19 protein-coding genes are annotated in these 17,012 nt (G+C 70.1%); 13 read left to right on the top strand and 6 right to left on the bottom strand.

Annotated elements, in window-relative coordinates; translation table 11 throughout:
- The first annotated feature begins 279 nt into the window (after positions 1-279).
- Positions 280-1,032: a Crp/Fnr family transcriptional regulator gene (locus tag MSPGM_RS06580; protein WP_003605506.1), complete on the top strand. Its 753-nt coding sequence runs from the start codon at positions 280-282 to the stop codon at positions 1,030-1,032.
- Positions 1,033-1,106: 74 nt separating this feature from the next.
- On the opposite strand, the gene MSPGM_RS06575 is transcribed toward MSPGM_RS06580, so the two are convergent.
- Both MSPGM_RS06575 and MSPGM_RS06570 read right to left on the bottom strand, forming a co-directional pair.
- Complete coding sequence (locus tag MSPGM_RS06575; protein WP_003605507.1) at positions 1,107-1,433, bottom strand: c-type cytochrome; 327 nt, start codon at positions 1,431-1,433, stop codon at positions 1,107-1,109.
- On the bottom strand, positions 1,433-2,245 hold the full coding sequence (locus tag MSPGM_RS06570) for a universal stress protein (protein ID WP_003605508.1): 813 nt from the start codon (positions 2,243-2,245) through the stop codon (positions 1,433-1,435). Before MSPGM_RS06570 ends, MSPGM_RS06575 begins: the two co-directional genes overlap by 1 nt.
- Positions 2,246-2,412: 167 nt before the next feature.
- Between MSPGM_RS06570 and MSPGM_RS06565 the strand changes: the two genes are divergently transcribed.
- The 6 genes from MSPGM_RS06565 to MSPGM_RS06540 all read left to right on the top strand — a co-directional run bounded on the left by MSPGM_RS06565 (position 2,413) and on the right by MSPGM_RS06540 (position 9,297).
- The gene (locus MSPGM_RS06565) at positions 2,413-3,249 is read left to right on the top strand and encodes a 3-keto-5-aminohexanoate cleavage protein (RefSeq protein ID WP_003605509.1); all 837 of its coding nucleotides are present in this window, start codon (positions 2,413-2,415) and stop codon (positions 3,247-3,249) included.
- 173 nt (positions 3,250-3,422) lie between these two features.
- Positions 3,423-4,337, top strand: a complete 915-nt coding sequence (locus MSPGM_RS06560) for a LysR family transcriptional regulator (RefSeq protein WP_012752354.1) — start codon at positions 3,423-3,425, stop codon at positions 4,335-4,337.
- A gap of 119 nt (positions 4,338-4,456) precedes the next feature.
- Positions 4,457-5,203: an SDR family NAD(P)-dependent oxidoreductase gene (locus MSPGM_RS06555; protein ID WP_003605511.1), complete on the top strand. Its 747-nt coding sequence runs from the start codon at positions 4,457-4,459 to the stop codon at positions 5,201-5,203.
- 33 nt (positions 5,204-5,236) lie between these two features.
- The gene (locus MSPGM_RS06550) at positions 5,237-5,635 is read left to right on the top strand and encodes a cupin domain-containing protein (protein ID WP_003605512.1); all 399 of its coding nucleotides are present in this window, start codon (positions 5,237-5,239) and stop codon (positions 5,633-5,635) included.
- A gap of 1,038 nt (positions 5,636-6,673) precedes the next feature.
- Positions 6,674-8,791: a M48 family metallopeptidase gene (locus tag MSPGM_RS06545; protein WP_012752352.1), complete on the top strand. Its 2,118-nt coding sequence runs from the start codon at positions 6,674-6,676 to the stop codon at positions 8,789-8,791.
- Entirely contained in the window at positions 8,788-9,297 is a 510-nt protein-coding gene (locus MSPGM_RS06540) for a hypothetical protein (protein ID WP_003602785.1), read from the top strand. Before MSPGM_RS06545 ends, MSPGM_RS06540 begins: the two co-directional genes overlap by 4 nt.
- 18 nt (positions 9,298-9,315) lie before the next feature.
- Here the strand turns inward: MSPGM_RS06540 and MSPGM_RS06535 are convergent, their stop codons facing one another.
- Positions 9,316-9,639: a hypothetical protein gene (locus tag MSPGM_RS06535; RefSeq protein ID WP_003602782.1), complete on the bottom strand. Its 324-nt coding sequence runs from the start codon at positions 9,637-9,639 to the stop codon at positions 9,316-9,318.
- A 62-nt stretch (positions 9,640-9,701) separates the two neighbouring features.
- On the opposite strand from MSPGM_RS06535, the gene MSPGM_RS06530 reads away from it, so the two are divergent.
- The 5 genes from MSPGM_RS06530 (at position 9,702) to MSPGM_RS06510 (ending at position 12,212) form a co-directional block, all read left to right on the top strand.
- On the top strand, positions 9,702-10,445 hold the full coding sequence (locus tag MSPGM_RS06530; RefSeq protein ID WP_003602780.1) for a hypothetical protein: 744 nt from the start codon (positions 9,702-9,704) through the stop codon (positions 10,443-10,445).
- Positions 10,446-10,511: 66 nt separating this feature from the next.
- The gene (locus tag MSPGM_RS06525) at positions 10,512-11,012 is read left to right on the top strand and encodes a hypothetical protein (protein WP_003602778.1); all 501 of its coding nucleotides are present in this window, start codon (positions 10,512-10,514) and stop codon (positions 11,010-11,012) included.
- A 43-nt stretch (positions 11,013-11,055) separates the two neighbouring features.
- Complete coding sequence (locus MSPGM_RS06520) at positions 11,056-11,184, top strand: hypothetical protein (RefSeq protein WP_003602775.1); 129 nt, start codon at positions 11,056-11,058, stop codon at positions 11,182-11,184.
- A gap of 57 nt (positions 11,185-11,241) precedes the next feature.
- A complete protein-coding gene (locus MSPGM_RS06515; protein WP_003602774.1) occupies positions 11,242-11,535 on the top strand; it encodes a hypothetical protein in 294 nt (97 codons plus the stop codon).
- 20 nt (positions 11,536-11,555) lie between these two features.
- The gene (locus tag MSPGM_RS06510; protein WP_012752351.1) at positions 11,556-12,212 is read left to right on the top strand and encodes a hypothetical protein; all 657 of its coding nucleotides are present in this window, start codon (positions 11,556-11,558) and stop codon (positions 12,210-12,212) included.
- 219 nt (positions 12,213-12,431) lie between these two features.
- Here MSPGM_RS06510 and MSPGM_RS06505 read toward each other — a convergent pair whose 3' ends face one another.
- Both MSPGM_RS06505 and MSPGM_RS25475 read right to left on the bottom strand, forming a co-directional pair.
- On the bottom strand, positions 12,432-12,674 hold the full coding sequence (locus MSPGM_RS06505) for a hypothetical protein (protein WP_003602770.1): 243 nt from the start codon (positions 12,672-12,674) through the stop codon (positions 12,432-12,434).
- A gap of 59 nt (positions 12,675-12,733) precedes the next feature.
- Positions 12,734-12,871 (bottom strand): hypothetical protein, encoded by a 138-nt coding sequence (locus MSPGM_RS25475; RefSeq protein WP_375541392.1) that lies wholly within the window; start codon positions 12,869-12,871, stop codon positions 12,734-12,736.
- A 210-nt stretch (positions 12,872-13,081) separates the two neighbouring features.
- Here MSPGM_RS25475 and MSPGM_RS06495 point away from each other — a divergent pair, with 210 nt between their 5' ends.
- Entirely contained in the window at positions 13,082-14,638 is a 1,557-nt protein-coding gene (locus MSPGM_RS06495; protein ID WP_410007711.1) for an MDR family MFS transporter, read from the top strand.
- Between the two features lie 321 nt (positions 14,639-14,959).
- Here the strand turns inward: MSPGM_RS06495 and MSPGM_RS06490 are convergent, their stop codons facing one another.
- Complete coding sequence (locus tag MSPGM_RS06490; RefSeq protein ID WP_003602767.1) at positions 14,960-16,723, bottom strand: PQQ-dependent methanol/ethanol family dehydrogenase; 1,764 nt, start codon at positions 16,721-16,723, stop codon at positions 14,960-14,962.
- Positions 16,724-17,012: the final 289 nt, after the last annotated feature.

The raw sequence follows: 17,012 nt of genomic DNA, 5'->3' as shown, positions 1-17,012 counted from the left end.
GCCATGCGCCCCTCTCTCGAAGCTGTCGCCATCGCGAGAATCGGCCTGGATCCCTTCACGGCATCCGTTCCGATCAAGAATTCTGAAAAGATCAGAATAAAGATGCGGCCGCGGAAGAAATCACTCAGTGGGAAGACACCGCCCGCACCGCCGTAATGCGCCTCCTCGGTCGGCCTCCATTATCCGCTCGCTTCGGCCCTGCCCGGTTTCGACTTCACAGGTCGTGCGGAGGCAGGCTATTGAGTCATCTGGGGCGGGATGCGGGACGGGAGGCTTGCGATGCAAAGCTCTGGCGACAGCGCCGGTGTCGAGCCGATCCCAGTCGAGCCGGCTTGCGCGCACGACCGCTCGGAGAGGGGCTGCGCCGCGTGCAAGGTCCGCCTCGTCAGCGTCTGCGCGGCGCTCACGAGCGAGGAACTCGCCGGCTTGGAGGCGCTGAGCCAGCCCGTCCATCTCGATCCGCGCCAAGCCCTGTTCCAGCAGGAGGACCGGGCGGGCGCCGTCTACAACGTCACCGAGGGGGCCTTGCGCCTGTCGCGGCTTCTGCCGGACGGGCGACGGCAGGTGATGGGTTTCGCCATGGTCGGCGATTTCCTCGGCCTCGCTCTGCCCGAGCGCTTCACCGTCACGGCCGAGGCGCTGTCACCGACGACGCTCTGCCGGTTCGAGAAGCGTGCCTTCGCCGGCCTCGTCGCGCGGACGCCGCACCTGCTGCAACGCCTCTACGAGCGGGCCGGCCATGAGCTGACGCTGGCACAGGATCACATGATGCTGCTGGGCCGCCGCACCGCCGAGGAGAAGGTGGCGAGCTTCCTGCTCGGCCTGCGCACCCGCTACGCCGGCATCGGGCGCGATTCCATCACCGTCGAGCTGCCGATGGGCCGGCAGGACATGGCCGACCATCTCGGTCTCACCATCGAGACGGTGAGCCGGATGCTGACCCGACTCGACCGGGAGAAGGCGCTTCTGATCGTGCCCGGCGGCGTGCGCCTGCTGGACCTTGCCCGGCTCGAACGCATCGCGGCGAGCTGAGGCGGGAGCCCTGATCGAAGCGGAAGCCGAACGCCGCTCTCCCGAAGGGATCGGCCGGACTTCGGCTGGGCGCCTCACCGTTCGAGGGTCTGAAGGTAGGAGATCAGGGCCTGCGCTTGGTCGGGATCGAGCCGGAATTCCGGCATCGTCGGGTGCCCCGTGGTGATGCCCTCGGCCAACGCCTCGGCCAGATCCGTCACCGGGTAGCGGCGGTGCAGCTCGCGGAACGGCGGTGCGTCCGCCAAGGGGCTCGCGCCGACGCGGCCGATCGCGTGGCAGCGGGCGCAGTTCGTGCGCGCGATGGTCTCGCCGCGCTGGGCGCTGGGATCGAGCGCTCGGGCGGCGGCCGGCCAGGCGATCAGCAGGACGGTCAGGATCCGGAGGGTGGTCGCGATACGCATCAGTGACACATCAGGCAGGGGAGGGGGCTGCGGTGCAGCATCTCGTAGGTGACGCCGCCGAACAGCCACTCGCGCAGGCGGGTATGGCCGTAGGCGCCCATCACGATGAGGTCGGCCTGCTGTTTGACGGCGAAGCGCAGGAGTTCGTCGCCGTCGCTCACGACGGTACGCAGCAAGTGGGTCGTGACGGCGGCGCCGTGGCGGGCGAGATGGCCGGCGACATCCTCCGCGCCCTCGTTGCGGGCCCCCTCGCCGGTGCTGACGACGAAGACCTGATCCGCCTCGCGGATGAAGGGCAGCGCGGACGAGACGGCCCGGCGCGCCTCCGAGCCGTCCTTCCAGGCCACGACGATCCGGGCGCCCCGAAGGTGCTCGATGCGCGGGGGCACCACGAGGACCGGACGGGCGGCCTCCATCAGGACGGGGCCGGGCGACACGCCGAGGGTGCCGAGCGGGATGTCGTCCGAGCCGCGGCGTCCCACCACGAGGAGGTCGGCCGCCCGCGCCTGCTCGACGAGATGGGAGATCGGACCCGCCAGGGCCTCGCGCCAGTCGCGGCGCAGAGGGGCTTCGGTGGATCGCTCGAACAGGGCGTGCGCCTGTGCGAGCAGGGCGCGCGCCTTCTCCTCGAAATGTGGGTCCTCGTCGTAGATCTCGCCGATATCGCGCACGTAATCCGGCGCCGGCACCTTGCAGGCGGCCGCCCCCGTGAGCGTCGCCTCGAAGCGCCGCGCGAGAGAGGCCGCAAGCCGGATGCGGTCGGCGGCGGCCTCGTCGAGGTCGACCGAGACCAGGATGTTCGCGTAAGCCATGCTCGCCTCCCGGGGCGTCCCCCTCCGCTCGGTGGGGCCATCCTTCGTGAGGGCATCCTTGCCGCCGGCCGGTACGGGTGCCTTGATCCAGCGCAAGGCGGGTCGAGGGGGCCCGCGCCGTGCCGACGTGCGGCCGGCCGCGCCCATCTGCGAGGCTTGAGACCAGCATGACCGGCCAGCCCCCCGTCGTCGTCGCGGTCGCGATCACCGGCTCGGTGCCGCGCAAACGCGACAATCCGGCCGTGCCGATCACGGTCTCCGAGCAGATCGAATCGACCCAGGCCGCCTTCGAGGCCGGCGCGGCGCTGGCCCATATCCACGTGCGCAACGACGACGAGACCCCCTCGTCCGATCCGGAAAAGTTCGCCGCCGTGCAGGCGGGCCTGCGCAAGCACTGCCCCGGCATGATCGTCCAGTTCTCGACCGGCGGGCGCGGCCGCGACCCGGCGAGCCGCGGCCTCTCACTGCAGCACCGGCCCGACATGGCCTCGCTCTCGACCGGCTCGGTCAACTTCCCGACCATCGTCTACGAGAACCACACCACCCTGGTGACCGACCTCGCCGGCCAGATGCAGCGTTACGGCGTGCGGCCGGAGATCGAGATCTTCGATCTCTCGCACCTGTACGGGGCCAAGCGTCTCGTCGAGGCCGGGCTGATGGATGCGCATCCGCACGTGCAGTTCGTCATGGGCGTCCAGAACGCGCTGCCGGCGCAGGAGCACCTGCTCGACCTCCTGCTCGGGGAGCTGCGCCGCCTGCTGCCGCAGGCGACCTGGACCGCCGCCGGGATCGGGCGCGAGCAGGCCCGCGTGATCGAGTGGGCGCTCGCCCGCGGGGCGGATGCGGTCCGCACCGGGCTGGAGGACAACATCCGGATCACGCGGGAGCGGCTGGCGTCCAGCAACGCGGAACTGGTCGGCCTCGCGGTCGCGGCGGTGACCCGGCACGGCCGCCGCGTCGCGACCCCGGCGCAGGCCCGTTCCGCCCTCGGCCTCCCCACCTGACGGCGGCGATCCCGAGGGCTGAAACCCCATTGGCTTGATCCGGCTGAGGGCTGCTGAGGGTGGGGCGGCAGCACGTGGCCTTCCGCCTCGAAGCGAGCGTTCCGCCACCGGCCGGAAGCGGTCATGAGACCGATACGGATTGCTTTCCCGCGGGCAGACACTCCATTGCCCCGATGCGGATCAATCGAACCGAATTGGCCGACCTCGGGACCTTCCTCGCCATCGCGCGCCACCGCAGCTTCCGGCGGGCGGGCTTGGAGCTTGGCGTCAGCGCCTCCGCGCTCAGCCACGCGCTCAAGGCGATGGAGGCGCGCCTTGGCGTTCGCCTCATCAACCGCACCAGCCGCAGTGTGACCCTCACCGCAGCAGGGGAAGATCTGCTCGCTTCGCTCGACGCCCCATTCGCGGCGATCGGCTCCGCGCTCGACGTGCTCGACCAGCACCGAGACCCGACGGCGGCGACCGGGCGGATCCGCCTCAACGTGCTCGAACATGCAAGCACGTTGCTGCTCGCCCCCGTGCTGCCCCTCTTCCACGCGCGCCACCCGCAGGTCGAGATCGACGTCCGGGTGTCCAACGATCTGCTCGACGTCGTGGACGCTGGAGCCGATGCCGGCATCCGATATGGCGGAACGGTCCCTCAGGATATGGTGGCGCAGCGCCTGTCTGCGGATCTGCGCTGGGTGGTCGTTGGCGCTCCCACCTATCTCGATCGGCAGGGGACCCCTGACCATCCGCGCGACCTCGCGGCTCACCGATGCCTGCGCATCCGCTTGGGCGACGATCGTCTCTACCGCTGGGAGTTCGAGAGAGCGGACGAGCAGATCGCGCTCGACGTTCCCGGTGCGGTGACGATCGACAACACGCAGTTTGGGCTGTCTCTTGCCTTGGCAGGAGGCGGGCTCGCCTATCTTCCCCAGCCCTGTGTCGAACCCTCGGTCGCCCGCGGCGAGCTTCGCGTCGTGCTGGCGGATTGGGGGCCAATCGGGCCCGGCTTCCACATCTACTATCCCGGACGTCGCCAACTCCCGACCGGATTGCGGCTTCTCACCGATCTGATCCGAGAGGTGAAGCCGCTCGGATTGTAGCGGCTGCACGTCCGACGATGAACTCTGCTCATCGTTCCATTGAGGGACAAACGCCTGATCGGCGGCTCGCCCGATGTCTACGTCAGGCTCCTCAGGAACATCAGCCGAGAGATCGAGACATGGGCCGTTTCAACGGGAAGGTTGCATTCATCACGGGCGCGGCCAGCGGCATCGGCCGCGCCGCCGCCATCGCATTCGCAAGGGAGGGTGCACAGGTCGCGATCACGGACCGCACGGAGGAGGCTCTGGAACGCCTTCGCGCCGAGATCGAGGGGAATGGCGGCGAGGTGATCGCGATCCGGTGCGATGTGTCGCTGCCGGAGGACGTCGAGGCTGCGGTCGCCAGGACCGTCGAACGGTTCGGCCGCCTTGACTGCGCCTTCAACAACGCGGGCGTCGAGAACAAGGCTGCCCCCGTCCACGAGATCGTCCTCGACGAATGGGATCGGATCCTCGACATCAACCTGCGCGGCACGTTCGTGTGCATGAAGCACGAGATCGCGCAGATGCTGCGCCAAGGCGGTGGCGTGGTGGTCAACACCTCCTCCGGTGCGGGCATCAGGGGCGTGGCGGGAGGGGCGAGCTACGCCGCCTCGAAACACGCCCTGATCGGCCTCACCAAATCGGCCGCCCTCGACTACGCGAAGGCGAACATCCGGGTGAACGCCGTTCTGCCCGGGAACATCGAGACGCCGATGATGGAGCGCTTCACGGGCGGCGACATCCAGAAGGCGATCGACCTTGAGCCGGTCGGGCGGCTGGGCAAACCCGAGGAGATCGCCGAGGCCGTCCTCTGGATGTGTTCGGATCTCGGTGCCTTCGTGACCGGCGCGTCGATTTCGGTCGACGGCGGCTGGTCGCTCTGAGCGGCGTTTCCGAAGCGACAGAGGAGAGATCGAATGGAGATCAAGCGCAGCGGAAGCCAGGCTTCAGGCCCGGGACCATCCGAGTGGTTCACGGGCACGGTTCGGATCGACCCACTCCATAATGCGCCCGACCCCGCCCGCGTCGCGATGGCGAGCGTGACGTTCGAGCCGGGCGCGCGGACGGCGTGGCACACGCACCCGCTCGGCCAGACGTTGATCGTCACGTTCGGGCGTGGGTGGGTTCAGCGCGAAGGCGGCCCGATCGAGGAGATCGCGCCCGGCGACGTCGTTTGGTTCGAGCCGAACGAGAAGCACTGGCATGGGGCCACGGCGACCGCAGCGATGACGCACATCGCGATCCAAGAGCGCCTGGACGGCAAGGCCGTGACATGGATGGAGCCGGTCACCGAAGGGCAGTATGTTGGGCCGTGAACTTCGACCCGCAAGTCCGCGTTCGGCGAGACGACGCCGAGAGCGGCTCCTCGTCCGGTCACGCAGAGTGCGTGTCGATCCGCGTCCGACCTCCCGCGAGGCCGGGCGTGCCCGCCGCGGCGTCGAAGGGGGCGGAAGCGCCCACTCCGGCAGCCCCGCCCCGAACCCTCGCGGAAGCTGAGATGGCAGCGGCACTGCGCCAGCGGGCAGGGCCGCGGCGTCAGGGCCGTCTCGAAATCCGGATCGTAGAGGTTGCCGATCCGGGCCGGAACCATGTGGCAGCGGCGGACCTCGCCGTCGCCCGGTCGGCGCGCAGGTCGAGGTGGAAACAGCCGTCTCCGGCGAACCGCGCGGCGGGATCGACGACGCGGTGGCTCTGGCCGGTCAACGCGCTATGCGCGAGCACGGTATGCGGCAGCGGCCGGCCGGCAGCCTCCCGCGGAACGGCCGAAATCGCGCGCATGAAGATATTGCCCCGGCGCCACATGCCCATCTCTGCCCCTTTCCTAAGAGAAAGGGCTGACTTAAGGGCCGCTCAGCGCTCTTTATCCGGCTTATGATCGTGGTGCGCGCCCGGAAGAGGCCATGCCTCGACGGAGCTGCGCCATGGCAATACTCTGCTGGTGCGAGGCTAGCCCGGCGATCGACTGACGGTCAACCGGTAACGGTCGGCCACGGCGCCTCTTGCGAGCTTGATCCGCCCGCCGGCCGGCGTGAGATCCCACCGGGTCGAGGCTCCTCCGCCGGCAGGACAACATTCGGTTGACCTATGGGCTCAGCAGGGTAGAAATCCTAGCGATCCGGGCCTCTCCTGTCTTGCGCACAACTTTAATAGCCTGGAACTGACGACATCTGCGGAGTCGTCATCGCTGTCGTCGGCCGGCATTTTTCGCATGTCCGGCTCATCCGCCTGCGAGCCTTGCGCCTGCGGGCCTTGCCGTCGCCCGCCCGCGCTTCAGGAGGCCGAGCATCCCCGAAGCAACGACTTCGCCCGCGCGCTCGCGTCCGCGTGCCCTGGCACGCCTCGTCGCGGCCACCGTGTTGCTGCCGCTCGTTCTCCTGCTGCTTGGCCTGTGGGAGGTGCAGCGCGGCGCCGACGATCACGCCGCGTTCGAGGCCGAACAGCAACGGCTGGCCGGCCTCGTGACGCAGATGGAGGCGCGGGCGCCGCGGGACGGGCGCTTCGATCCCCGCCTTCAGTTCCGCTACGAGGGCCGGACCTATGGCGGGCCGCTCGCCCTGGACAAGGCGCGCGAGGCCCGCGACGAGGCCGGGTTCCTCGCCAGGCTCATGGACTGGCGCCGTGTGCTGCCGCCGGTCGTCGTCGCGGGCGGCGCGCTGGCCGCCGCGCTCTCCCTGCTCGTGCTGCTCGCCGGCGCCGTCCTGGGCCGCCTCGGCCGCGCTTCGCGCGATGCCCTGGTGCGCGGCTTCTCGCTGATGCGCCGGCTGTTTCCCGCGACGCTCTCGCTCCAGATCCTGGCGGCGACGGCGAGCTTCGTCGCCGCCGTGACCTTCGAGGCGGCGGCTCTCCTCCAAGGCGGCTTCGACGGCGGCGCGCTGAAGCTCCTAGCGATCGCCGTCGTCGCGGTCGGGGCCGTGGTCTTCGTGGCCGGCAGCACGGTGCTCGGCCTACGCCGGGCGCTCGGCGCCTTCGAGCCCGATCCGCTGCCGATCATCGGCCGGACGGTGACACCCGAGCAGGCGCCGGGCCTGTGGCGCCTCCTCGAAGGGCTTGCCGCGCGGCTTGGAGCCCTGAAGCCCGAGGCCGTGGTGGTCGGGCTCACCGAAGGCTTCTTCGTCAGCGCCGGTCCGGCGGTGCTGGAGCCCGGCAGGGCGCGGGTTACCGGCCGGATCCTCTACCTGCCGCTGCCCTATCTCGCCCTGATGCGGGGCGACGAGGTCGCGGCGATCATCGGCCACGAACTTGCCCACTATGCCGGCGGCGACACCACCTACAGCCAGCGCTTCCTGCCGATCTATGCCGGCGTCGAGCGCTCCCTCGATGCGGTGGCCGAGGGCCATCAGGGATCGCTCGGGCTGCTCGGGCCGTCGCTGCGCCTCGGCGTCTTCGTGATGGAGCGCTTCCACCTCGCCGTGCGCCACTGGAGCCGGACGCGGGAATTCGCGGCCGACGCGGCGGGAGCGAGCGTGACCTCGATCGATGCCTCGGCCCGCGCGCTGCTGCGCACCGGCGCGGTGGGGCCGCGCATCTTCGAGACGCTCCAGGCCGCCGCCGACGCACCCGACGCCGCACCGCCCGACCTCGTGGCCGCCGCCCTCGACCGCGCGATCGCGCAGGGGCTCGACGACCCGGCGGCGCATTGGCAGGAGGAGCAGGCTCACCCGACCGATACCCACCCGCCGACCCGCGAGCGCGTCGCCGCCCTCGGGCGGACCATCGACGCGGACCTCCTGGCCGCGGCCGGCGCCGTGCCGCCGCCCCAGGCGCTCGGGCAGCTTGCCGCCTATTTCGCCGACCCGGCCGGGCTCAGCCGGGCGGCGACCGACGACTTCCTTGCCGCGCTGCGGGCGCAGGACGCGGCGTACCGCGCCCATCTCGAAGCGACGGCGGCGGAGGTCGGCACCGAGGAACGGGTGCTGCGCGCGAACTACCGCTCCCGCGGGATCGCGCTCGCGGTGGGCGGCGGCCTCTTTGCCGTCATCGCCCTCGCGATCACGGTGTTCGGCGTGCCGGGGATTTCCCCGAAGGATAACAGTGTCGTCCTCGCAATCGCGCTCGCCTTCGCCGCGCTCCTCGGCGGGGCCGGCGCCCTCATCCTGCGCCGGGGCGAGCCCGTGACGCTGATCCTCAGCCCCGAGGGGCTGAAGGCGCCGGGGCTCGACCGGACGATCCCCTGGGATGCCATCGCCGACCTCGACATGACGTTCAACCAGACGGGCATCCTTACGCGCCTGCTGCTGCCGCCCGAGGCGGACTGGCCGCAGCGCAGCCCCGGCCGGCACGGGATCAAGCTCGACGCGAAGCGCCGCATCGTCACGCTTCCGATCGGCCTGCCGCGCGGGATGAAGCCGCAGGACTTCGCCGAGCTGATCGGCCGCTACCAGATGGCCGCGCAGGCCCGGCGCCTCCTCGCCGAGACCGCGGCCGGTGCGCCGCGATCCTCCTCCGACCCCCAACGCGCCGAGGCTCCATGACCGCATCGCCCGATCGCGCCGAACCCTTGCGGCTGCCGCCCCAGGGCCAGGGCTGGATGGCCACCTTCTGGGTGCTGTTCGGCGTCGTGGCGCTCGCCGCTCTGCTGGGGGCCTGCGCCCTCTACACCGCGCCGGCCCTGGTCTCGGACTGGCAGGTCCGCGCGGCGGCCGAGCCGGTGGCGGAGGCCCGGATCAGCGACGGCAAGTGCAGCTCCAAGATCGCGATCCATATCTGCGACCTCACCTTGAGCCTGCGCCGGCCCACCGGCACCGTGACACGTCGGGTGAACTACGTGTTCGCCGGCCTGCATGTCGGCGATTTCGGCGCCGGGCCGATGGCCGATCCGGCGCGCCCGGATCTCATCACCACCGATCTCGGCCTCGACCGGCTCTGGAACCGCACGATCACCCTCGCGGTGATCATGGCCGCACTCGCGGCGGCGATCGTCGGGGCGCTCCTCTCGCTGGTGCGCAACCGGCGCGCCGCCTCCGGTGCGGCCGGGTGAGGGGCGGTCCCAGCCGGATCAGCCCTCCGCATGCGCGGCCGCATCGAGCGCCTTCCGCACCGCCGGATCGCGGCCGTAGCGCTGCCGCAACCGCTTCTCGTCCGCCTCGATGGCGTCGCAGCGCAGCGTCTTGACGGCGGCGATCTGCCGGCCGCGGGCCGCATCGTAGGCCTCCTCTCCGGACCAGTGGTTGCAGCCCATGTGCCGATCCAGATAGGTCACGACCTCGGCGGGCAGGCTCTTTCTCTCCGCGGGCGAGAGGGCCGGATCGGCCCGCGTCGGGGCGGGCAGATGCGCGAGCATCAGCGCGGTGAAAAGCGCGGCGGTCCACGATCGGGTCATCGTCACGCTCTTCCCTTCATGGTTGCGGCCCCGCTCGGCCGGGATTCGACGTGAGACCGAGAATGACACCCGGACGCGCACAGCCTCTTTCCTCCTGCGCCGCCCTTGTCGGGCTCTCGATCGGGCTCCTCGCCCCGGCCGCGGCCGAGGGCTGGAACGCGGCGCGGTTCGATCCGCCCGCCAAGGTCGAGACCGCCACGGATGCGGAGGGCCGGGAAATCACCTGCACCGTCTATCCCGATCTCGTCATCCGCGAGAGCGACACCGGCACCCCCGAGCCCGGGGATGCGGCGCTCATCCCGATCCGCGGCGGCCCGCCCGTGGTCTGCCGCGCCGCGCCCGGCCCCAGCGCGCGTAGGCTGGAAACCGGCGGCCAGCGCTTCATCGGGCGTGCGGACGGGTTCCTCGTGTTCGAGGATGCGAGCACCAACGGCACCATGCCCTTCGTGGTGATCGATGCCGGGGCCGGCCGTAGGCTGTTCACCGACACGACCACCTACGACGGCATCGACAGCTTCGCGGCCGAGGGCGCGACGCTGCGGCTCGGCTTCCGCCGCGGGGTGCAGGCCCCCTGCTCGATCCCGCAAGGGGGCGCGGCCTGCTGGGCGCGGATCGTGCGCGAGGACAAGCTCCCGGCACCGGTCGCGGCCCTGCCGGTGCCGGCCAAGGCCTGCGCGCAAGCCTACCGCGCCGGCAAGGCTCCTAAGGATACCCCGAGCATCGTCTCCTTCCCGGTGCGGCTCGTCTGGACCGGCAGTCTCGCCATCGAGGCCGACGGCCCGGTGCGATGCCTGCCGACGCCGTGACGGCGCACCTGCCCTTTACCCCCCGGCGCCCGCGATGCGGGCCGCCCTTCGAGGAGAAACCGCCGCATGATCTCACGCCGACACGCGCTGGCTACCGCCGCGACCCTGCTCTGCGCCTCCGCGGCCTGGGCCGAGCCGACGCTCGGGCTCGCCGAACGCCGGGCGATCGCCGCCTACCGCGAGAGCCGCTACCCCGCGCAGGAGAAGGCGATCCAGGAGGCCGCGGGCTTTCCCGTGCCGGTCGAGGTGGCGTGGGACCAGATCACCCTGCCGGGCGACGCGAAATACTATGCCGACGAAGGCTATTTCGAGAAGACCATCTTCGAGCCGATCGCGGCCGGACTGAAGGAGGTCGGCAAGGACAAGATGGGCCGCGAGGCGCTGCAGGCGAAGCTGAAATCGATCCGTATCCGCTTCGACGAGAAGACGGCGCCGGCCTCGAACTACCCGAACGGTCTGAAGTTCGATGGCGGCGTCCTCGACGTGAACTGGCGGCCCTTCTCCAACGTCGCCGACTTCAAGGACCGGGTGGCGGCGGTGGTGCAGGTGCTGGAAAAGAACCTGTGATCCGGCCGCCCCGGGTCCGGCCCCGGAGCGCGGCGCCTACCTCGTGCGCCACGATCCGGTGGCGATCCTGGAGCGGCGGGACGGCTGGGTGCGGGCGCTCTACCGGGGCGGCGCGAAGCCGGTCACGGGCTGGCTGCCGGAGGCCGACCTCGCCCTGGCCGCCGCGCCCTGAGGGGCAAGCGGCCGATCCCCCCGCGGGCCGAGACCCGCCCACCGCATAAGGTTCGCGATGCCACGCTTCCTCTCTCACGCCCTCGTCCTGCTGGTGCTCGCGGGCATTCCTGCCACGTCCGCGCGGGCGCAGACCCCGCCACCCGCTGCACCGTCGCGCCTTCCGACCATCTGGGAGGCGATCGACCAATCGATGAGCGCGCTCCTGAACGGCGGTCACCGCATCGTCTCGGCCACTGGCCCGAGCTTCACCCTGGAACGGCAGGGCACATACATCGTCTGCGAGGTTCGTCCGCCGGGCGGCCTGCGCGGCAACGCGGAGGCGACCTCGACCTGCTACCGTGTGAACTGAGGCCCGCCGTGAACGACCGCATGAATGCCCCCTGGCGCGCACGCTTCGACGAACTCTGGGGCCGGACGGTGCGGGGGAACGGTGCCGAGGCGGCGTGGCAGGCGCTCGATGCCGGGTACGGAGAGGCCGGGCGCCACTATCACGGCTGGCGCCACATCGCGGACCTGCTCGAAGGGCACGACGCGGTGCGGGCGCTTCCGGACTTCGCCGGGCTCGATCACGACGCGATCGATCTCGCGATCTTCTTTCACGATGCGGTCTACGACACCGCCCGCACCGACAACGAGCTGCGGAGCGCCGCCTTGCTGCTGACTCATGCCGCACCGGCCGCAGAATCTGGCCCGATCCGGGCGGCAGAGGCGATGATCCAGGCGACCGCCGCGCACGCGCCGAGCGACGACGCGGCCACACGGCTGATGCTCGACCTCGATCTCGCCGTGCTGGGCGCGCCCCGCCCGGTCTACGAGGCCTATGCGGCGGCGATCCGGCGGGAATACGCTGCGGTTCCCGAAGCGGCATGGCGGTTCGGCCGCGCGGGCGTGCTCGACCGCTTCCTCGCCCGGCCCGACCTCTACCAGACCCGCCCCTTTCGCGACCGCTTCGAAACAGCCGCCCGGACCAACCTCGCGGCCGAGGCGGACACGCTCCGGGCCGGTCATACCGGCGAGGAGGCGTGAGGGATGCCCTCGCAACCGAGAACCGGTCGGCGGCCTGCGCCCGACGCCACCGACGAGCGATCCGCTCGGAGAGCGCCGCCTTTATGCAGGCCAGCTGCACCGCGATCCGGCGTTGCTGAGCACGGCTGGTTCCGCGCCCGTCCTTTTGACTTCACCGCACTCTGATCCGGGCAGATCGTTTCCCTCGACCCGGTCCGGTCACCGGCGCAAGCCTGAGGCTCAATCGCCAGGTGTCCAGTCGATCTTGGGCTTCTGCGACAGAATCCGCTCGAAGTAGTTGGCCACCGCTTGCGCGCCATCCGCGTGCATCATGGCAACCGGATGCGCGAGGTAGGCCCGGGCCAGATCGAGCGGGATTTCGCCCGCTTGGAGCGCCGTGAGCACCGCGTCGATGAAGGCGTCGTTGGCCTCGTTGAAGTCGCCCGACAGCTTCTTACGATCGTTCAGAGCCTTGATCGGCATTGTGTGGCTGTTCCTGTCGCTGGGGCGAGCCGCGCTCCGGCCGCTCCTGTCGGAATGCCCTACTCTCGGCAGCCGGAGCCAGCCAGCCCGGATGCGCGAATCGGCGCGCGACCGCTTGCCGGTCGCACCGCGTGCTCGCCCGACCCGCTCGCCACCTCCCGGACCCGACCGCGGCGCGGCAGGGCATCTCGGAGCACATCGAGAATGACGGCCCCGTTGCGGGCTGCGGCCGGGGCGAACAGAGCCTCGTCAGCGGCACGCGCGCCGTTCACGATGCCTCTCCTTGCGAACACTGGACCGGTCGGCGGCCCGACAGGGCGATCCGCCCGTGCGCCTCCCTCCCGCCCCAATCAAGCCCTGTGTGGCTCGACCGAAAGGGCGGCCCCGCCTCACCCGCGAGCCCGCGCCTGAACTTCGACGACGCTTCTACCCCACCCAAGTCTAACCCCACCCAAGGCAAACCGGTCTTGAACGCACCCCATCGCGCCGACACAGCGCCGCGCCTCAGCCCGGCCGAGATCCGCTCCATCATCATCGGCCTCGTCGCCGCGATGCTGCTCGCGGCCCTCGACCAGACCATCGTGGCGACCGCCATGCCGACGATCGGGCTCGAACTCGGGGACGCCGCGAACCTGCCCTGGATCGTCACGGCCTATCTCCTGGCCTCCACCGCCGTCACGCCGCTCTACGGCAAGCTCTCCGACATCCACGGCCGGCGGATCATGCTGCTGATCGCGATCACCACGTTCAGCGTCGGCTCCCTGCTCTGCGCGCTCGCCCCGACGATGATCGCGCTGGCGCTCGCCCGCGGCCTTCAGGGCATCGGCGGCGGTGGCCTGATCGCGCTGTCCCAGATCATCCTCGCCGACATCCTCTCGGCCAAGGAGCGGGCGCGCTATCAGGTCTACATCGCGGGCGTGTTCGCCCTGTCCTCGGTGGCCGGCCCGCTGCTCGGCGGCTTCTTCGCCCAGCACCTGCACTGGTCGGCGATTTTCTGGATCAACCTGCCGATCGGACTTGCCGCCTTCATCCTCACCAACGACAAGCTCAGGCTCCTACCCCGCAACGAGCGGCGGCACAGCGTCGATTATCCGGGCGCGGCGCTCCTCGTCGTGAGCTCGACCAGCCTGATGCTGGCCCTGAGCTGGGGCGGCGTTCGCTATCCCTGGGGCTCGGCGCCGGTGCTCGGGCTCGCTGGCTTCGGTCTTCTCAGCGGCGCGGCCTTCGCGGTCCGCCTCGCGACCGCGAGTGAACCGCTGATCCCTTTGAGCGTGCTGCGCGACCGCGTCGTTACCAGCGCGACGCTCGCCGCCTGCTTCGCCATGGGCACCCTAATCGGCCTCAGCATCTACGTCCCGATCTTCCTCGAGGGCGTCATCGGGCTCGATCCCAGTCGCTCGGGCCTCGCGATGGTGCCGCTGATGGTCGGGACCGTCGTGGGCGCGACCCTCTCAGGCCGCTCGATGGCCTACCTCCGGCACTACAAGCGCCTGCCCCTGGCGCTGCTGACGCTGAGCGTCTGCGCCTGCGGGCTGCTCGCCTTAATGGGGCCCGAGCTTCCGCTCTGGTTCACCGAAATCCTGTTCGTGCTGCTCTCGATGGGGATCGGCACGGTGCTGCCGCTCTCGACGATCGTGGTCCAGAACGCCGTCGCGCCGCAGCAGCTCGGCATCGCCACCGCCTCGATGAACTTCTTCCGCTCGCTCGGTGGGGCCCTGATCGTCGCGATCTTCGGCACGCTCGTGCTTGGCGGGGCGGGCGGGGCCGGGGAAAGCGCGGTGCACGACATGGCCGTGCTGATCCGGGGAGCCGATGCCGGCCAGCTCGGGCAGACCTTCCGCCTCGTCTTCCTCGCCGCCTGCTTCGGCCTCGTTCTGGCGCTCGGCTGCCTCAGCCTGGTCGAGGAGCGCCCGTTGCAGGAGACCGTTGGCCATGGGCGCGACGGGCGCGGTCAGAGGGACTGACTCACCCTGCCTCTTCGGGGGCGAGAGGGATCGACCGCCGGCCCTTCGACCGGCGCATGGTCCGTGTCGATGCAAGTCGAGCCTGAAGCGTGCGTTAGCAGTCTCATGCGGCGCACCGCCTGCCTGACCCAGTCACCCGTCCGTGATGTCGCAAGGGTCGCCGCGTCACGCGAGCCCTTTGTCGCGCGTCTCGGTGCGACGGAGAATTCAGGTTTCGAAAGGACAAGTCCTTTCGCGGGTCCAGGGCAGAGCCCTGGATAAAGGAAAGCCGGGGCTCTGCCCCGGCTCCCCGCCAAAAGGATGATCCCTTTGGAAACCCACCTATCGGGAGGCGAGCGCCTTCGGCAGGCGGAAGGCCCAGAAGCTGCCGCCCTGGTTGATGCCAGCCGTCGTCTTGGCGACTTCGCCGCCCCAGAGCGGCACCGCGCCACCCCAGCCGGCCGCGACGCCGATCCACTGCTCGCCGTCCTGCTCCCAGGTGATCGGCGAGGCGACGACGCCGGTGCCGACCTGGAACTTCCAGACTTCCTCGCCGGTCTTGGCGTCAAACGCCTTCAGGAAGCCCTCGGGCGTTCCGGTGAAGACGAGGTTGCCCGCGGTGGTGAGCACGCCGGCCCAGAGCGGGGCCTTGTTCTTGTACTCCCACACGACCTTCTTGGTCGCCGGGTCGATGGCCTTCAGCGAGCCGATATGATCCTCGAAGGTCGGCTTGATGGTGAAGCCCGCGCCGAGATAGGCGGCGCCCTTCTTGTAGTTCACCGGCTCGTTCCAGATGTCCATGCCCCACTCGTTGGAGGGGACGTAGAACAGCCGGGTGTCGGGGCTGTAGGCGATCGGGTTCCAGTTCTTGCCGCCGAGGAAGCCCGGCGTCGCGTAGACGGACTTGCCCTTCTTGCCGTCCTCGGACTTGGCCGGGTCGCCGGGGCGGTTGGCGTCGTCGTAGATCGGGCGCCCGTTCTCGTCGATGCCCTTGGCCCAGTTGATGTTGGACACGAACGGCGTGGCCGACAGGAACGCCCCGTTGGTGCGGTCGAGGACATAGAAGAAGCCGTTGCGGTCGGCGGTGGCGCCGGCCTTCACGGTCTTGCCGTCCTTCTGCATGTCGAAGGGCACGAACTCGTTGACGCCGTCATAGTCCCAGCCGTCATGCGGCGTGGTCTGGAAGCCCCAGACGATCTCGCCGTTGTCGGGGTTGATGGCGAGCCGCGAGGCCGACCACTTGTTGTCGCCCGGGCGGAGCGCCGAGTTCCACGGACCCGGGTTGCCGGTGCCGAAATAGATCAGGTTCAGCTCGGGGTCGTAGGTGCCGCCGAGCCAGGTGGCGCCGCCGCCGAACTTCCAGGTGTCGCCGGGCCAGGACTCGTTGGCCTTGCCGGTCATGGTCGAGGGCTTGCCGTTCAGCTCGCCCATATGGCCCTCGATGACGGGCCGCTTCCACACCACCTCGCCGGTCTCGGCATCGCGCGCCTCGACGCGGCCGACCACGCCGAACTCGCCGCCCGACACGCCGGTGATGATCTTGCCCTTCACGATCATCGGCGCAGCGGTGTAGCTGTAGCCGGACTTGAAGTCGTCGATATCCTTGCGCCAGACGACCTTGCCGGTCTTCTGGTCGAGCGCGACGAGCTTGGCGTCGAGCGTGCCGAAATAGACCTTGTCCTTGTAGAGGGCGGCGCCGCGGTTCACCACGTCGCAGCAGGGCAGGATGCCTTCGGGCAGGCGGGCGTTGTACTCCCACTTCTTCTCGCCGGTGCGCGCATCGACGGCGTAGAGGCGTGAGTAGGAGCCGGTGACGTAGAGCACGCCGTCCTTGACCAGCGCCTGGCTCTCCTGGCCGCGCTGCTTCTCGCCGCCGAAGGAGAACGACCAGGCCGGGACGAGGCCCTTGATGTTGTCGCGGTTGAGCGTCTTGATCGGGCTGAAGCGCTGCGCCTGCGGGCCGAGGCCGTAGGTGACGACGTCGTCCGTCGTCTTGGCGTCGTTGAGGATGTCCTGCTCGGTCACCTCGGCGATCGCGGGAAGGGCGAGGCCGACGCTGAGGGCGGCGAGCCCCACCGCCGTCAGGAAATGGTTCCGCATTCTCATGTGGCGTGTCCTCCGTGGATCATAGGGGCCCCTGTTCTTCAGGGGCTGCGAGGCTTCTCTGTCCTGACCGACTCGGCCGGCTGCCTCTTGGAGACGAAGCCTAGAGCGCTTCTCAGCAAACTCTTATTGGCCTTTGGTCGAACGCTGTCCTGATCCGCTCGTAGTCTGTGCGAGCAGAGCCTTCCGCCCCGCTTTCGAGGCAGGACGAAGACGCTGGCGAACAGCCAGGGCCGACAGCCTTCGGGGCTTGCAGGGCGAGGTTGCCTGCGCTGGCGAAGGCCGGCGGGGA

This window comes from Methylorubrum sp. GM97 (assembly GCF_024347855.1).
Classification (GTDB): domain Bacteria; phylum Pseudomonadota; class Alphaproteobacteria; order Rhizobiales; family Beijerinckiaceae; genus Methylobacterium; species Methylobacterium extorquens.
This window is presented reverse-complemented; position numbering and strand designations above follow the sequence as displayed.

What these genes read in the sequence shown, in the direction of transcription:
- MSPGM_RS06510 (WP_012752351.1), top strand. Translation starts at nt 11,556, where the DNA reads ATGAATGCCCCCTGGCGCGCACGCTTCGACGAACTCTGGGGCCGGACG.
- MSPGM_RS06560 (WP_012752354.1), top strand. Translation starts at nt 3,423, where the DNA reads ATGCGGATCAATCGAACCGAATTGGCCGACCTCGGGACCTTCCTCGCC.
- MSPGM_RS06530 (WP_003602780.1), top strand. Translation starts at nt 9,702, where the DNA reads ATGACACCCGGACGCGCACAGCCTCTTTCCTCCTGCGCCGCCCTTGTC.
- MSPGM_RS06540 (WP_003602785.1), top strand. Translation starts at nt 8,788, where the DNA reads ATGACCGCATCGCCCGATCGCGCCGAACCCTTGCGGCTGCCGCCCCAG.
- MSPGM_RS06515 (WP_003602774.1), top strand. Translation starts at nt 11,242, where the DNA reads ATGCCACGCTTCCTCTCTCACGCCCTCGTCCTGCTGGTGCTCGCGGGC.
- MSPGM_RS06550 (WP_003605512.1), top strand. Translation starts at nt 5,237, where the DNA reads ATGGAGATCAAGCGCAGCGGAAGCCAGGCTTCAGGCCCGGGACCATCC.
- MSPGM_RS06570 (WP_003605508.1), bottom strand. Translation starts at nt 2,245, where the DNA reads ATGGCTTACGCGAACATCCTGGTCTCGGTCGACCTCGACGAGGCCGCC.
- MSPGM_RS06525 (WP_003602778.1), top strand. Translation starts at nt 10,512, where the DNA reads ATGATCTCACGCCGACACGCGCTGGCTACCGCCGCGACCCTGCTCTGC.
- MSPGM_RS06535 (WP_003602782.1), bottom strand. Translation starts at nt 9,639, where the DNA reads ATGACCCGATCGTGGACCGCCGCGCTTTTCACCGCGCTGATGCTCGCG.
- MSPGM_RS06555 (WP_003605511.1), top strand. Translation starts at nt 4,457, where the DNA reads ATGGGCCGTTTCAACGGGAAGGTTGCATTCATCACGGGCGCGGCCAGC.
- MSPGM_RS06505 (WP_003602770.1), bottom strand. Translation starts at nt 12,674, where the DNA reads ATGCCGATCAAGGCTCTGAACGATCGTAAGAAGCTGTCGGGCGACTTC.
- MSPGM_RS06580 (WP_003605506.1), top strand. Translation starts at nt 280, where the DNA reads ATGCAAAGCTCTGGCGACAGCGCCGGTGTCGAGCCGATCCCAGTCGAG.
- MSPGM_RS06565 (WP_003605509.1), top strand. Translation starts at nt 2,413, where the DNA reads ATGACCGGCCAGCCCCCCGTCGTCGTCGCGGTCGCGATCACCGGCTCG.
- MSPGM_RS06575 (WP_003605507.1), bottom strand. Translation starts at nt 1,433, where the DNA reads ATGCGTATCGCGACCACCCTCCGGATCCTGACCGTCCTGCTGATCGCC.
- MSPGM_RS06490 (WP_003602767.1), bottom strand. Translation starts at nt 16,723, where the DNA reads ATGAGAATGCGGAACCATTTCCTGACGGCGGTGGGGCTCGCCGCCCTC.